This window comes from Butyrivibrio sp. AE3006 (assembly GCF_000424165.1).
Classification (GTDB): Bacteria; Bacillota; Clostridia; order Lachnospirales; family Lachnospiraceae; genus Butyrivibrio.
This window is the reverse complement of sequence record NZ_KE384144.1, coordinates 140,844-157,113: the sequence shown is the minus strand read 5'-3', so window position 1 is coordinate 157,113 and position 16,270 is coordinate 140,844. Positions and strand designations below refer to the sequence as shown.

The 16,270-nt window shown below is 37.9% G+C and carries 13 protein-coding genes; 2 read left to right on the top strand and 11 right to left on the bottom strand.

Annotated elements, in window-relative coordinates:
* Positions 1-7: 7 nt before the first annotated feature.
* From G603_RS0116425 to G603_RS0116385, 9 genes are all read right to left on the bottom strand, one after another.
* A complete protein-coding gene (locus tag G603_RS0116425) occupies positions 8-1,072 on the bottom strand; it encodes a hypothetical protein (RefSeq protein WP_026670906.1) in 1,065 nt (354 codons plus the stop codon).
* Complete coding sequence (locus G603_RS0116420; RefSeq protein ID WP_026670905.1) at positions 1,063-3,522, bottom strand: polysaccharide pyruvyl transferase family protein; 2,460 nt, start codon at positions 3,520-3,522, stop codon at positions 1,063-1,065. Before G603_RS0116420 ends, G603_RS0116425 begins: the two co-directional genes overlap by 10 nt.
* 153 nt (positions 3,523-3,675) lie before the next feature.
* On the bottom strand, positions 3,676-4,701 hold the full coding sequence (locus G603_RS0116415; RefSeq protein WP_026670904.1) for a hypothetical protein: 1,026 nt from the start codon (positions 4,699-4,701) through the stop codon (positions 3,676-3,678).
* A 65-nt stretch (positions 4,702-4,766) separates the two neighbouring features.
* Positions 4,767-5,339 carry a hypothetical protein gene (locus G603_RS0116410; protein ID WP_026670903.1) on the bottom strand — a complete coding sequence of 191 codons (573 nt, stop codon included), beginning with the start codon at positions 5,337-5,339 and terminating at the stop codon, positions 4,767-4,769.
* Between the two features lie 654 nt (positions 5,340-5,993).
* Positions 5,994-6,821, bottom strand: a complete 828-nt coding sequence (locus G603_RS0116405) for a Cof-type HAD-IIB family hydrolase (protein ID WP_051208015.1) — start codon at positions 6,819-6,821, stop codon at positions 5,994-5,996.
* Positions 6,814-8,352 (bottom strand): alanine/glycine:cation symporter family protein, encoded by a 1,539-nt coding sequence (locus G603_RS0116400; protein WP_026670901.1) that lies wholly within the window; start codon positions 8,350-8,352, stop codon positions 6,814-6,816. Before G603_RS0116400 ends, G603_RS0116405 begins: the two co-directional genes overlap by 8 nt.
* Before the next feature lie 193 nt (positions 8,353-8,545).
* Positions 8,546-9,823 carry an AAA family ATPase gene (locus G603_RS0116395; RefSeq protein WP_026670900.1) on the bottom strand — a complete coding sequence of 426 codons (1,278 nt, stop codon included), beginning with the start codon at positions 9,821-9,823 and terminating at the stop codon, positions 8,546-8,548.
* Positions 9,824-10,254: 431 nt separating this feature from the next.
* Positions 10,255-11,835 carry a flagellin N-terminal helical domain-containing protein gene (locus tag G603_RS22955; protein WP_242834901.1) on the bottom strand — a complete coding sequence of 527 codons (1,581 nt, stop codon included), beginning with the start codon at positions 11,833-11,835 and terminating at the stop codon, positions 10,255-10,257.
* A gap of 120 nt (positions 11,836-11,955) precedes the next feature.
* Entirely contained in the window at positions 11,956-12,333 is a 378-nt protein-coding gene (locus G603_RS0116385; RefSeq protein ID WP_026670898.1) for a hypothetical protein, read from the bottom strand.
* Between the two features lie 171 nt (positions 12,334-12,504).
* Between G603_RS0116385 and G603_RS0116380 the strand changes: the two genes are divergently transcribed.
* Complete coding sequence (locus G603_RS0116380; protein ID WP_026670897.1) at positions 12,505-13,317, top strand: hypothetical protein; 813 nt, start codon at positions 12,505-12,507, stop codon at positions 13,315-13,317.
* Positions 13,304-14,137 (top strand): hypothetical protein, encoded by an 834-nt coding sequence (locus G603_RS20830; RefSeq protein ID WP_035793702.1) that lies wholly within the window; start codon positions 13,304-13,306, stop codon positions 14,135-14,137. The genes G603_RS0116380 and G603_RS20830 overlap by 14 nt, the downstream gene beginning before the upstream one ends.
* A gap of 77 nt (positions 14,138-14,214) precedes the next feature.
* Here G603_RS20830 and G603_RS0116370 read toward each other — a convergent pair whose 3' ends face one another.
* A complete protein-coding gene (locus G603_RS0116370) occupies positions 14,215-15,204 on the bottom strand; it encodes a LacI family DNA-binding transcriptional regulator (protein ID WP_026670896.1) in 990 nt (329 codons plus the stop codon).
* Positions 15,205-15,217: 13 nt separating this feature from the next.
* Positions 15,218-16,219: an SH3 domain-containing protein gene (locus tag G603_RS21735; protein ID WP_051208012.1), complete on the bottom strand. Its 1,002-nt coding sequence runs from the start codon at positions 16,217-16,219 to the stop codon at positions 15,218-15,220.
* Between the last annotated feature and the right edge of the window lie 51 nt (positions 16,220-16,270).

Here is a 16,270-nt window from a genome sequence, read left to right as displayed (position 1 = left end):
TTCTGAATCAACCTAATAAACGCATCAATGCTTCTAAATTCGTATACCTATCCTCATACAAACTGTTTCCACAAAAAAGATTTAGCGGACACTTTCCGAATAATAGTTTCCCCGTTCGAGTAAAAATTTTATCATTGCTAACTTTCATAATTTTATTAGTTCTTCTACTAAAATAATAATCCTTCTGCTCATTTCCTACTAGTATTCCATGATTATATGAATATAACATCGGATATCCTAATAATTTTTCTTCACTAATTTTTTGAATAACTTTTCCATGTTCATCAATGACTTCCATCCAATTCTCATGTACGGAATCAACCAGAATGCAATCCTTTAGTACGCCAAAAGTAATAAATGAATTAACTTCATAAATTTCACATCCGTCTTCTAATCTAACAACTCTCCGCTTTTCTCCATCATATCCATATTCTATGGCATACTTGCAGCCGTTCAAGAACACCAAATGGCTAATTATCGACTTCTCATTGATAGGTTTTATCAATGAGAAACATTTTTTCTCATAATCTAGTTTAATAAGCAAATTACTATCTGCCATAACTGCATATATTTCTTGTTGCAAATTGATGGTTGAAGAAGTAATGTATTTCATATCTATACCATAATCACTTAGTTGTTTTTTTACATCAAATAGATAGTAAATCTCATTGTTTTCCGGATTTATTGCAATAAAATAATTGTAGCTATCTGGCACACAATATATTTGATTATTTAGCAAATACGCGGCGCAAAATAATCTTTTTCCTCTATACTTTTCTTCATTCCGCAAATGTATTATAGTATCTCTTCCCAATGTAACGTCATACAAATGTATATGATTCCCCCAATGAGGTATTAAGTAAATTTTTTTTGATACTTTAACGATTTGACACATTAGTGATTCTTGAACAGATTTTTCATCTACTAAAGATGCCATATATTCTAATTTTTCTTTCATTAAATTATAACGAAATAATGCATTAATTTTCCCATGAAAAATCCACAAATACTCGTCTTCTTTAAAGGTCGCACAAGGCCAAACTAAAATATTCGCCATGTAATTCATTTGCATAAATCACCTCTTGAATGATATAGTACTGAGTATTCTTCAATACTAAAAATCTTTTTATACCCTTTGTTTACGAGAATACTCCTTATTTCTTCGTACAAATTACCCGCGGCAGTAATAATAATATCTGTGTCCTCATTCATTATCATTTGCGCTTTACCGAATTGATAAACACAATATCTATCTATGAATTTTTTATTTTTGTCTCTATCAATAAAGAAATCAATCCTATCACCAAACTCTGTTATTGCTTTTTTACCATAGTTTCCTGCCCCATAACAAACAGTTAGTTTCTTTTTAGATATCCACCATATATAAATATTTATAAAATGTTTGAACATATTTACTAATTCTATTTTATATTTGTATACCTCCGCTCTAATTTGAGGTGCTTTACCCTTTCTCTTTTTAATCGTTTTATAAAGCCATGACCTTGCTTTTATTCCTTCTTTTTCAACTCTATAATCAATTTCATCCCAATCAAATACAATATCTCTCAATTTTTTGCTATTTAATTCACTATCCTCTATAAAAGCTGATGAAGGTATACCAAGCCCTTCAATTAACGAATAAAACCTATCATTCCCTCTTTTCTCATTCATTGTGCAAAGGAAAGGGACATGAAAAATAACTGAAAAACATACACCATGATATGAATCCGTTATCACGTATCTTGAATTACATATTGATTCCACAAAATCAGTAACTTCAGTATTATCATCTAATACTTTCACAAAACAGCCTTCACTCTTTGCTAGCTCAATTATTGTCTCAATATTTATCTCATTTATATCTCGATAATATACTGAAAACATGTTTTGCTTTCTATTACTTAAACTAAAATTCTTTATATATTCTTGTGATTGTATCCAAAAAACAGGATCAATGATTTGTATTCCTTTAATCCCTAATGATTTCAGTATCCTTATCCCGGAAAATTCTCTTGTACTAACAGCATCAAATCTTCTTAGCCAATAGCTCATTTGCTTTTTTTCTTGATACCCGCAGCTAACATTTTCTTTACCAAAAGATGCCGCAACTGCGATTTTCTTTTTTTCATCGTTTACAAAGTCCAAAAAAAATGAATCCGGTACCCATTCTCTTCTAAATACTTGATCTGATCCAACCAAAAAATTATCAAATCTATCATTTAATGTCTTATTATCTGCTTTAGGAATAGAAAGTGCAGTCTTCAAATATTGTGCTTCAAAATGACGTGATATTCCCCTAGGATTTCTTTTTACCCCATAGTCTATCAACAAACTTGTAAATCCCATTTTTCCCAAACTAACCTGTAAAGCGTATGCAGTAAGTATTGCTCCATTATCGTCACATGGCCAATAATTTAATATTCCACAATCAGCTTTTTCATTCATTACGCTTATCATCATTTCTTCATATGATTCGTCATTGCATTTCTGCTTGAATCGCTGTCTAGAGTACGAATCTCCCATTGGACTACTTAATGACGAACACAGTTGTACTGCGACTTCAATTGGTAGCTTTTTTATAAGTTTTACTTTATTTTCAATTATTCTTACTAAAAACTCTCCTTTATAATCATTTACCAAAACAAGCGATGTTCCATACCCATCATCAAGACTCTCGTCATAAGACTTAATATTCCAAAAATCACCTAATGTAATATCGCCAACTCTATTTACTGTTGCATATTCACATTCAACACATGACTCTCTTATTGATAATCCTTTATTAAAGAAATTAAAAAATGTACAATCCTCATTAGGAATAATTATCTTATTAGTTCCATCAAAAAAAGATAACGAAAAAGAGTAATTCCACATATTATTCGGTTTGTGCCTAAAATCTACCGACTTGACATTCATATCTATTGATTCACTTATATATTTATCCAACAATTTGTGTGATGGAACCCCCATACATAGCAAATCAATCAAATATAGATTTTCGGTCTCTCCGCAAAACACACTAATTGCATGACATTGGCACGGCGTTCCAGAAAATAATACTCGTTTTCCTTGCATCAAAAGTTGTTTTATAGGCTTAAATACATCATCTATGGTAGACTGAACGTACTTCGATTTGCAAAGTAATGTTAACTGACTAGCATCATTTATAACTATATGCTTAACTTCACCGTCAATAAAAGTAGCACCGCATACGTATCCACCTAAATTCAAAAATGCCTCCGCAACAGCAAAGAAAACTCCACCAGAAGAACTAATCGCCCGAATCTCATCTATATTCTGTACAGCATAACAGTCAGGCAAAGAATGCTCATTTATTTTTGTCATTGTAGGGCAATTATTCACGCATTTATTACATTTTTTGCATAATTCGGTATTAATTACTGGGTATCTGAACCCCAAAGAATCATAAGAATAGTCTATCGCATTACTTGCACAAAGATTTCTACATAAAAAACATCCTGTACATTTTTTTAAATTTATTTCTTTGCTAAGTCTTTTCATGTTTAATTATCCTACTGTTAATCGATGGTTATTCCCTTTTTTATCACTTTCCTATATATTCATAATACTCATCAAAAATCATAAAAGAGATGAAACTACTGTCCCATCTCTTTTATAAACTATCTCAATCACTAATATTTTCAGATAAACTAATTACTGCTTTGTCCCTGACCCTGCATAATTAGTTCCATCATATACTAGAGTTACATTATATGTTCCTGCCTCCGTTGCTGCACCACGCAATTCTATAACTCCATTTGACAACACATTAGGGGTCTTATCAACATTATTCAATTTGAATGATGTCAACTTACTTGCATCCACTGATGAATTATCCGCAAATATCTTCACATAAACATCATTTCCATCAATAACCACTGCATTAAGTGCAGTTGTAGCAGGTCCATCAGAGAAATCACTAAGTGATGTACCTGCTGTCCATGAAGGAGCTGTCTGCGGAACAGCCTCAAACTTCCAAGTAAGAGTAATCTTGGGTGCTGTTGTTCCATCTTCTACAGCTATACCATTAGTTACTGCACCAGTAACCTCAATATCTGCAGCCTTCCAAGGGGTAAGCCCTGAAGTCTTCTTCTGGAATACATACGCGCCATCTTTAACAGCAACTTCATAATTACCTTCGTTACCAGGTACATTAATAATCCAAGAACTACCTGTTGTTGATAAAGCATTTGTTACTCCTGCTACTTTTGCTGCAAGATACAATCCTGGAGTAGTTGCTTCGGAATCAGGTGCTTCTGTTAGTACAGCAATATCCTTTCCGCCTTCAGATGCGGTAAGTTTAGCAGTTACTGTCAACATCTGGGCAACCGCACCTTTGTTGATAGCCTGAACCTTATTGCTTGTATTTGCATATGTATTAGTTGCTGTCAAGAAATATACTCCAGTATCATCATCACCAATAGGGAAAGTTGTTCCCTCAGCATACTTAGCTGCATCTGTAGCTGTTATCAGTCGCTCAGGGTCCATAGTATAAGCAAATGATGTAGTTGTAGTTGTAGGTATAAGGACATCAACAATTTCCTTATTTACATGTCCCTCATTGGAACCAGAACCATCCTGACTACCTTCAGTTGGAGCAGCTGCAAACGCTGTCATACTTCCGCCAACGATCATTGTTGCAGAAAGAGCAAGTGCTACAAATTTCTTAAAATTAACCATATTTCGTTTCCTCCTTGATTTTTGTTAAATAATCCATTTCATCCTTGAAATGGTTGTTACTTAAGTTATTTCTCTACTATTACATTTAGTCCAACGCGAACTTCACTGACGCTGTTTTGATTCTCATCAACCAGATGATATATCATCAAGCAATCGTATGTTCCCGCTTCAAGCTTTGTGTTTAATTTGATATTTTCCAGCTTTTCGCCTCGGGGTATGATTGGTGATTCATAAATAGTATGCTCTTCATCATCACTTAAGAATAAATCGAAGTATACGTCATTTGTGTTTGAAGGTACATTTTCAACATAAGAATCTTTTGACTCTTCATCCCCTGTTGGGAAATGCCATGTTGTACTCATGACAACTTCGTAATACCCTGGTTCAACATACTCCTGCTGAATCATCTCTTCGGCAAGTTCTTCCGCATTGTCCTGTGATACTACCACTTCTCGTTTTTCCTGCGTCTCAGTAGCAGCTTGCTGTAATTCTTCATTGGCTTTGTTGCTCTTTAGAAGCATTGCTCCGAACACACCAACTACTGCGATCAGAAGAACGATTATCACTCCCAGCAAGATTACAACTGTCTTGTTGCCTTTTCCTCCGTTACCAGTCTGTCCATTAGCCTGTGCGGCCATATCGACACCTCCATTTTCGTTTTAAATCTGATTACAGATCTACCCCGTATCCCGATTGGATAGTCTCATGGGAGGAGGTTCTCGAACCTCTCTGGTTTGGTGCTTGTCCCTCTGACTATCTTTACTATGTGTCCTCTTAACCCACATAGGCATCACCCCATTTCTATGGTACCTTCGCGATTACCGGTTTGAGATACATCTTGTACAATTTAGTGTTTCAAGATATATATCGTCATATTCAAACCAATATTTTATAGCGAAAGATTTCTTTTTTCTTTGGGGCTAATACCGAAATAATCAATCAGAATAACCCACGGCCCTCACCTATAGGTAGTCTATATCAATCATATTTAAAATGCCATTAAGCAAATCTGATTAAATTATAATCATTTTATAAACTACTGTTTGTTTCAGTGATATCAAGGAGTTCTAAATATGAGTTAATGTTTTATTGAGTTTTCAATGTGCGTTTTTGCGTATTGTTATCAAATATTTATATCTTTATTTTACGGAATTTCGAGATTAAAGTAAATAGAAGGTTGAAAAGCTAAGCGAACGACTTGGTTTTGAGCAAAAGAATAATTAGATATGAAAAGTGCAGATAAAGTCATATATGTCCTTACCTGCACTTATTATTTGTCCATAATTAAAGGTTCATCCAATCATGGATCTGATTGCATATCCCACTCCGTTATGATCATTGTCCTTAGTGACCATATCAGCCAGCTCTTTTATACTTTGTTTTGCATTGTCCATCACTACGGAAAAACCGGCTCTTTTAAGCATATCAATATCATTATCCGCATCACCTATAGCCATTGTTTTACTTGCAGGAATACCTAATAGTTCTGCAAGTTTCAGCATCGCCATGCCTTTTGTTACGCCCTTGGCGTTCATCTCAAGGCTAGTTTTTTCTGCATAAGCGAACTCCAGTGGGAGATGTTTTAATTCAGAATATCCTTTTTCCCTGTCTTCAACGCTCCTAAAATATATATTGATCTTTGTTATTGAGGAATGCCTGGTGCTCTCTGCTTCCATATCTTTTACACGCCTTGTTACCTTAATATACATAGGCTTATATACTCCCATATGGAAATCTTCCATATGCTCAAGATCATCCTCTGAAACAATGGATTCATCTTCAGTAAGGAAAGTCAGCATTCCATCATACTTCTTTGCGGTTGCAATAATTGGTTCAAAGTACTGAGAATCTACTTCGTTTTTATATATAGTCTTTTCTTCTAAGCAATCATATATAATAGCTCCGCTGTAACAGATGGCATATCTTATCTGCGGAAGCTCTTCAAAGTAGTTCTTCATTTCAATAAGAGCCCTTCCGGTACAATACGCAAGGTTCACTCCTTTGGAAACAGCTTTGTCTATATCACTGATAGTAGAAGGATCTACCGTCTTGTCACTCTTTAAAAGAGTAGCATCCATATCGACCGCAATAAGGTCGCACATGGGAATCCTCTTATTCATTTAAATTTGCCTTTCTATCCCAAATCTCCACGTCAGTTCCGATTACCTTTGACGTAAACGGAGTTCCGTCATTCTTTTCAAAATGCTCCTCGGCCATTTTAACATATTTGAATCCGATGTACAGAAGCGGTATGTTACAGTATGCTATCAGAATATTGGCAAAATCAGACAAATCCCAAAGGGCGCCAAGATCCATCCCCACAATGGATGTGAGCATCCCGAAACATATAACTGCTATGTCAATGATCCGGATAACATTAATAAATGCAGTGCTTTTACTGATTCTGTTTGCGCAGATCTCGGAAAACGACATAAATCCAAGAAGACATGTAAATGCAAAAAGTCCAAAACAGAGAGACACAAGCAATGTCACTATGCTGTTAAAGGCTGTCCCCGGTGTCAGCTCTGCCACAGATGCCAGATACTTTGGAAGTTTTCCAAGTTCAAACCACGCATCTGCCTCATCCGTAAGCCATACTCTTCCCATGATGACAACAAAACCTGTGAGAGTACAGATAACGATAGTGTCAAGGAATACGCCAATTGCCTGAACGCAGCCCTGATCACAGGGATGTGCAGCATCTGAAGCTGCTGCCGGCATTGTGATAGTACCTTGTCCTGCTTCATTTGACATAAGGCCTCTCTTTACGCCCTGCATAAGTGCCACTCCAAATGCTCCGCCAAAAACTGCTTCCGGTTTAAATGCTTCTGTAAAAATAGCATAGAAGAACCAGGGGATGCGGCTAAAGTTAATCACTATCAGAACCAGTACAGTAACTACATATACGATTGCCATGATGGGAACTAGCACGTCCGTTACTTTTGAAATCTTTTTTGTTCCACCAAAAGATACTGCTACTGTTGCAACAATGACTATTACAAATCCAATCCAATAAACAAGGTGTGTTGTAGAAAGTTCCGTTCCGCTGATGATACTGCATATCTGCCCCATGGCTGATACAGTGTTAAAGCCCTGTGCTGGGAAGCAGAGAATAGCATAAATGATATACATAAGTGATAGCACAACGCCGACTACAGCTGAGTTTTTCAAAAGCCTTCGTCCATAGAAAGACATTCCGCCGATATACTCTCCATTTTTTTCTTCCTTGAAAATCTGAGAGAGCGTAGATTCCACAAATGCAGTAGCCATTCCAAAAAATGCAGAAATCCACATCCAGAGCAGAGCTCCAGGGCCGCCCACGGAAACAGCTCCGGTCACGCCAAGAATATTACCGGGGCCAACTCGCATAGCAGTTGATAGAAAAAAGGATGCCAAAGGAGATATACCTGTTTTAGCCTTACTGTTTTTCAGAACCTCTATTCCACGCTTAAACTTGCGTACCTGGACGAACCTTAGTCTTATTGAGAAATAGATTCCGGAACCGATAAGAAGAATGATCGCAAGCGAGAAATTTCCAATTATCGGGATGCTTGAATACCACTCGAAATTGGTAGGAAAATCCCAGAAAAGGTCAGAAACGACCTGTATTTTTCCACATACTGTCGTAATAAAAAATAGTAACCTATCCATACAAACTCCTCCTCGTTTTATTACGGGGAAAATATTGTTTTTCTTTTTTCATCCCCGTAATTTTTAGCCATTTTTCCGCCATTCTTAATATCAGCTATCTATACACCCCCGCATTTTGAACAATATTCCCTGTACACAATATGGCAAATATCAAATATCCTACCACAGCTTCATAGATTCATATTAATACTAGTTATCCCCCATCATTACCATCCTCCCTTACATTTCCCTTTATCCCTAAGAGAGTATTTATAAGTTCAGGCTCAGGCAAAGCCGCAAAAGCTCCTTTACGGTATTTTTCAATAATATCCGATGTATCCCTGACACCATCTTCTGCTGTAAAATCCGCAAGAGAGTACACATAAACACCATTATCATCCTTATCGACAAACCATATCTGCTCTTTTCTGAATAAACGTTTGCAATCCATTAGATTGATATCATGAACTGTAAAAATCATCTGTGCATCGGTATTAAGTTCGTTATTAAACAAAGCCACTGTTGCTCTTGTCAGTTTAAAATGAATGCTGCTATCAAGTTCATCTATAATTAGTATTCGTCCCTGCTCAAGTGCCTCAATTACATAACTAGCCATAGCTGCAAATTTCTTTGTCCCGGTGGAATCAAAAAGCATACTAGGGACGTGCACACCTTTATAAGTTGACACAAGTCTTATCTGATCCATGATTTTATCAGAAAGATTTAGCACTGTTTCTTCAGGTTTCTCAGACGCATCACTAGTCTTTAATTCAATATCACTCATCTCCACATATTCAAAATTGTCCATATACAAATCTGCATTCTTTATAAAGCCAACTATCTTTTCCAGGAGATTATTTTTATTCTTCATAAGTTCAATGGTATGTTCCATAGGAATATTATTCATATTTATAATGTCTATTTTCCCGGCTAACCCCATCAGAATAAGCTTCATCTCATTTATATGGTCAAATCTGCTTGTATCTATTAGATGGAAAAGAATGTTGTTTTTTGCAACAACCTGTATCATTGGCACTAACTCAGGATCTGCACACTCATACAAGCTTTCCAAAGTATCTCGCTTAAGCCAGCATATTTCTTTTTCATTGTTATATTGATCCTTCAAAATCTCCGAAAATGATTCATAGACATATTCTTCTTTCATAGAATCATACTTAAAATCATAAGAAAATTTTCTTCCCCCACTTAAAAATGTTATGCCCATTTCACATATACTGCTATCAGTAAAAATGTTGGACATCAATCCATTTGATCTATTAAGTAGCACATTTTTTATTGCCTTAATACACCTGATAAGGCAGGTCTTTCCTGCATTATTAGGTCCATAAATTCCAGCAGTCTTAAGTACATTGAAATTGTTCTCTCTATGCACATTCGCTGCAAACTTCTTGTTCCTCATATCAGCTTTCATTGAAAATGCAATCTGATCATCAAAGGCAAAACAATTTTTTGCTCTAATCTCTATTATCACGGTAATTACCTCCACAATAATCTATCCCTAATACAATTATATCATTCATTATTTTACATGCAATATTTTTGCATGAAAAATATTCGCATGGGTACTAATGATATTTCATGTGGAAACAACGTAGAAAGAGCAGCTTCCTCTTGCGAGATAACTGCTCTATGTAATAGGTAATGCTTTGTCTTTTTTCTGCTGTACTTATCCATTCTAAATAGTCTGTCATATACTAATCGTTTCATTGAATTTATCTACCTTGTAAAAATGATTTCACACTTTTGCAGGCGAATATTTAATATAGTTGCACACTTTTACAAACGAATCTTCAATATGATTTCACACTTTTACAGGCGAATATTCTTCATATTTCAACGTTTTTGCAAATGAATAGATGTCAATCACATTCCTATTTGCAAACGAATAAACCTCGAGCCCCCTCACTGCTGCAGCAATGCCATTACCCCCTGAGTGGTCTGGTTTGCCTGGGCCAGCATGGACTGGCCTGCCTGAGTGAGGATGTTCTGCATGGATTTCTTTACCATCTCTTTTGCTATATCTGTGTCGCGAAGTCTTGATTCTGCGGCGGTTGTGTTCTCAACGACATTATCCAGGTTCCTGATGGTGTGCTCAAGGCGATTCTGGTATGCACCCATTCTTGAGCGCTCCGCGCTTACGTATTCAAGGGCTTCTCCAAAACGCTGTATGCCAAGTCTTGCGCCTTCGCAGATATTTTCTTTTTGCTTTCTGCTTAGATACTCGTCGTAAGTCTCATTTGAGTCAGGGCCAAGTACATATTTAGCGGGTCTTTCGCCGGGTTCAAGTTCACTGTATTTAATCATGTCGCCTTCGGCGGTGATTACTGTGGTTTTTCCTGCCCAGTCCTCGACTGCGGATACATTGACATCTGTTATATTCAAGGCCTTGGAAGAGATGCTGGGAAGCTTTATGAAAATCTTATTGTTCATATCGGCTTCAGTACCGGCATGGACATTTGCCTGCTTATTCTGGGCACCGTATCTCCACGCATATACCGGATCCTTATTTTCTGTGGCAATTTGCGCAACACCCTGTCCAAAAATGCCGCTCTGAGCACTCTTGTTTGGCTTCTGGCCCGGTCTGTTGTCATATATCACAAGCTTGGTGCCCTGCTGCTCGTATTGCGTAAAATGATTTTCAGGATGACCATTCTGAGTTCCGCTGATGATTTTCTGAATAATATCTTCCGGTGTTTGACAATCACTTATCCCGATGGTGTAAACAAAATGATTTCCGCTGGTTTCACGACTGTTTACATTTGTAGACGCATCGAATTTGATACTGTATCTGTCCTGACAGGTACAGCAAGTGGAATGAAAACCTTTACCATCAAGAGAATCTATTTTATCAGGGGTAAAATTCGCAAAATCAATAAATGTAGCAGCATGAGGCCCAGTCTGTGTTCCGTCAGCATTTGTGTGGGTGTACGAAGAACCCATAATGCCGCCGTTACGCGAAGAATAATCTATTGATCTGCTAAGCCATGATGGGAGCTGTCCGCCGCCCACTATCAGATCTCCTGCACGATAGCCGGGATCTATCATCTGATGTTTATAATAGTACGTTCCGCCTTTTAAAACAGGAATTTCATTAAAATATGTTCTCTCCTGTATGGCATCTATCTCTTGTATTATCTGCTCGATTTCTCTCTGGCAGGCGAGCCTGTCATCATAGCTCATGGTTCCATTGGCTGCCTGAATTGACAGTTCTGTTCCTCTGTGAAGCATGTCATGTATTTCAGCCATTGCACCATCCGCAATTTGGACCATAGAAATTCCATCCTGAGAATTGTCTGATCCTCTTCCTAACCCGCGGATCTGACGTCTCATCTTCTCAGAAATGGAAAGACCTGCAGCATCATCTGCTGCCCTATTTATTTTATAGCCTGACGAAAGCTTCTCAGAGCTTTTCGCACTTTCAGCTGTCGTAATCCCAAGCTGTCTATTGCTGTTCATAGACTGGAGGTTATGTTGAATTCGCATCTGCCCGTGCTCCTCCATCAATCCTGTCTGATAGACCTCCATGTCTGACAACACTATTCCTGTCTATTATTTCGACAAACTTTGCATAAAAAATAAGAGCTAAATAAATAGCTCTCATTCTCACTTCTGTGGCGTTGATATCTCGTGCCACACGGCATTTTGCCTGTCCATGAAATTGAAGCTGACCTTCACCGGTCTGAAATGTTCCATTGAATATGTAGTAGTGTAATACTCAGTTATCTTGTCCACATAGGCATAGACTCCGTAAGAAGGGGTAAGATAACTCTCATCCACTTCGAACATAACTGCCACGTAGTCAGCCACTATCCCCCGCAGGAATTCATAGGCCTGCCGCGGCGAGTAGTCGTTAATATCAAGAAAACAGAATCCCACGCTCGCAGTCTTGTACTCCTTGGTGTGGTCTTCTTCATTCACCAGTACCTTCCCCGCCAGTAATTCCTCATATTCTTCTTTTGACATAAAACGGTATAAAGTCATTATTTCATCCTCATCCAAGACTTCGATATATCCCAAACAACTATTAATGAACATCCATAACTAATTATATCATTTAGTTTATTTGACGCGCGTCAAATAAAAATATATAATAACATAAAATAATAGTTTTATTTGACGTGCGTCAAATATATAGTGCAAACGGAGTAGACAATGAAAACAAAAATCATCCACGAAAAACAGGATCTCACCTACCTCAAATGGTCACATATACGAAGTTCAAGTGGTACTGCAGGGACTTTTTTAAAATCCCAGTCTACTATTGGTGGATCTAAGATATATTATAAACTCTCAAATTTTGACTCAGAGAAAGGTGTCATAGGTCACGAATGCATAAATGAGATAATCGTGGACAGGTTACTTACTTTATTAGGGGTTGAACATTTGAGCTATAACCTGATCAATGCGACTATAGAAATAGAAGGCAGAACCTTCGATACATATTTATGCGCTTCTGAAGACTTCAAAAACAGAGGTGAGAGCAAAATAGCTCTGGATGATTACTTCAGAACTAATGCCCTCCCCGGCGAATCACATTATGAATTCTGCGCCAGAAACGGGTTTAAAGATTACATTGATGAGATGATTGCTATAGATTTCATCATACTCAACAGAGACAGACATGGAGCAAACATCGAGATCTTGCGAGACGCAAGAAATCACACACTCCGAATAGCTCCGTTGTTTGATCATGGACTCTCCCTTCTCTATTCATGTACTACAGACAAAACTGCGGCCGCCTTCGACATAATGGAAGACAGACGTTGTCAGAATTTCATTGGATCCGGATCCTGCTTTGAAAATCTAAACCTTATCAAAAATCGCGACTATATATTCAAAAATCAACTGACAGAATCTGATAAAACCTACATTTTTGAAGGTCTTTACGGTATATTATCTGATGTCTTTATAGATAAAATCTGGGCCATGATTTATGAAAGGTACTTAATCTATGAAAATCTATGAAATTGTAGATGAAGGAAACAATATTTCAATCGGTGTTCTCCTTTTCTACGAAAAAGAACGAACATTTATAATAGAACTTCAGGAAGGTCTGGACGAATGGACTGCACCTCTGCTACTTACCAGTTATGTAAAAAAGGGAATACATACAATTCCCAGAGACATTAGTCTGTTATGGGTAAAAGAGCGCATCATCCCAAGCGGACGCCAGAATATCGGAAGCATTCTTAACACTCATCGCCTTAAAGAATACGACGAGATGCGCTTTCTTGAACTATCAAATGGTCGTTGTTCTCAGGACAGTCTGTATATAAAGAAGCTGGATGAATTACCGACATATGTAATAAACAGGCAAAATCGTAATCTTTCTGATTGTACGCCAATTAGAGATAGCTCTCTTCTTTGCTTTTTTGCTGATAATACTGTCAGGAAAACAAACCTTGGAAATCTTTTCGAAACCAAAGACAAAGTTATAGACATATATCCATCCATAAAGTCAGAAATCGATAAAATTTTAAGATATCCAGACCTGTTTTCATCCTGCAAGGTCGGAACCGGCGGCTATTTTGTGTCCTTTAATGATTCCATAGATATCCCATCGTCCTTGCTGTATGATACCGGAGAGCTTATTCCTCTGACACCTGATGATTTTTTCTCATTTGCCAAAAAGAATCTCCTTGATACCACGCAGTGCTGCGATATTCTTGAGTGTTCGAGACAAAACATTTCCTATATGGTACAGCAGGGTCAACTATCACCGATAAAAGAGAACGTAAAAGGCAACCTATACTCCTATGGTGAAGTACTAAAAAACAAGTGGTGAATAGCACAAAAGTAGATTCAGCAGGTGCCTTTTCTTCCCTCTGAATCTGCTTGCTTATAATTTATAAATAGTAATCCTCAACAAATAATATCCTCATACTTCATCCTTACCAAAGTGTGAGGGAGGCGGACTTTCCTGCCCTTGGAGCCTGTAAGGAGACGGGCAAGTTCGCGGACTGCTTCTGCTGCCACGTTGTAGAAATTCTGCTTTACAGTATTCATCTGTTTGCCCACATAGCCCATAAGGATTATGCCATCGAAGCCGCAGACAGGTCTGAAAATATCCATATCCATCAAGGCCTTCATGGCACCGATCGCCATAAGGTCTGAGCCGCACACGACGATATCCTTGTTTTTGCCGTATCGAAGTGTCAGGTTACGGGCCTTAAGCTCTGAGAAATCTCCGTTTCTGATAAAAAGCTTAAGCTTTCTCTTTTTACAAAGATCCTCCATGGCTCTGATCTTCTCTTCTGTAACATAGCTGTTGCGCATGCCTGCAATATAGAGGATGCGTTTGCAGTAGTTTTCTTTTATGGTCTTCTCTGCAACATCTATCTGAGCCTGATAATGATCGATACCCACAACGGATGTGCTCTCATTTGTAGTGGCACCATCAACCACTGCTATCTTAAAGTACTGCGAATCAATAAGCTGATGCAGCACTCTGTCATCATTATTCATTCCAAAAATAACGATCCCGCTGATGTTCTGGGATGCGAAATATCTGATCATCTCTTCCAGATTCATCTTGGCAATCATCGAATAAAACACAGTGATACAGTCGAGCTGCTTTTCCTGGGCCATCCCAAGAGCGCCTGATATATACTGCATATCAATCTCGTCGATGGCCTGTGTTTTCATATTTAATTTAAGAAGAAGTGCGATTCTGCCGGAACGCTTGGATGAAAGCGCCGCTGCCACCTGATTGGGCACAAAATTGAGACGCTCCACAGCGTCGTTAACTTTTCGCCTGGTCTCTTCACTTACATTTGGATAATTATTCAGAACCTTTGAAACTGTGGAAATGGCAACCCCTGCCTCTTTCGCCACATCCTTGATAGAAACCATTACATCATGCCTCTCAAACGGATATTTTGCTCATATAATAGGCATATAAACTTCTGTATGTGTCGTAATCATAGTGAAGCCCATCATTTGTGCTAAATCCATTATTCTGCAAAAATGTGTATCCGTCAAGATAACATACTCTGCTGTCAAGACCGCTCTGAAGCTTGGAATTGAATGCCTCGATATCAGCATTGGTAATGGTAGGATAATCGCTCACGGGAAGAACAGCCGCATAGTAGACAGTTGCGCCTTTTGAAGTCCATGAATCGATTTTGGAATTGACCTTCTTAATATATTTATCTACATTGTGCAGATCGTTTACACCAAAGTTTATTATAATAGCTGTTCCGTTTGCGGCACTTGCATCAATAGTCGGAATAGCTGTATTTACAAAGAAATCATAGCCTTCTCCAACCTGTGCAACCCACACGCTGCCACTTTTCCCAACAGCCTGATTCATCTGAACTGTTCTGGAATCGCCTGCAAATACATAACTAGAAGCAACAGGAACTGCCTTCTCCTGCAGATAATCACTCTTTATATACGCTGCTGTGCCGTCATAAACGACCTGAGTCCAACCATTGTCGGTCACGCCAAGAGCTGTAACCTGAGCACCTCTGTTTAAAACAGCAACCTTATCAAACTCTGTGCCTGCACCTGTTCTTACATTGACTCTGTCACTTGTATAAAGTGTTTTCTCAGAATCAAAAACAGTGATGTTATAAGCAGGAACAATTTTCTCTTCTTCCGGAACATTGTTAATAGAAATAAGACCTTCATCAGCCTCTTCGTCATCTACCGATTTAGACAGCATGACTGTCTCACTGACATCGTAGGACTCTTCTGTATCCGGCGCAGGTATTTCAATAGCCTCTGCGACAATAGTGCCGGGATCCTGAGTAGCAGGTCTAAGTAAAGAAGCGCATACTAAAATAAGCAAAACAATAGCCGATGCTGCCAGCACCGTTAATTCAAATGACGTAACATTCTTTTGTCTTATCGAAATATGGCTCATAAATAACCTCAGAATAAAACACGAGGGAGCTGTACTGCTCCCCACAAATTC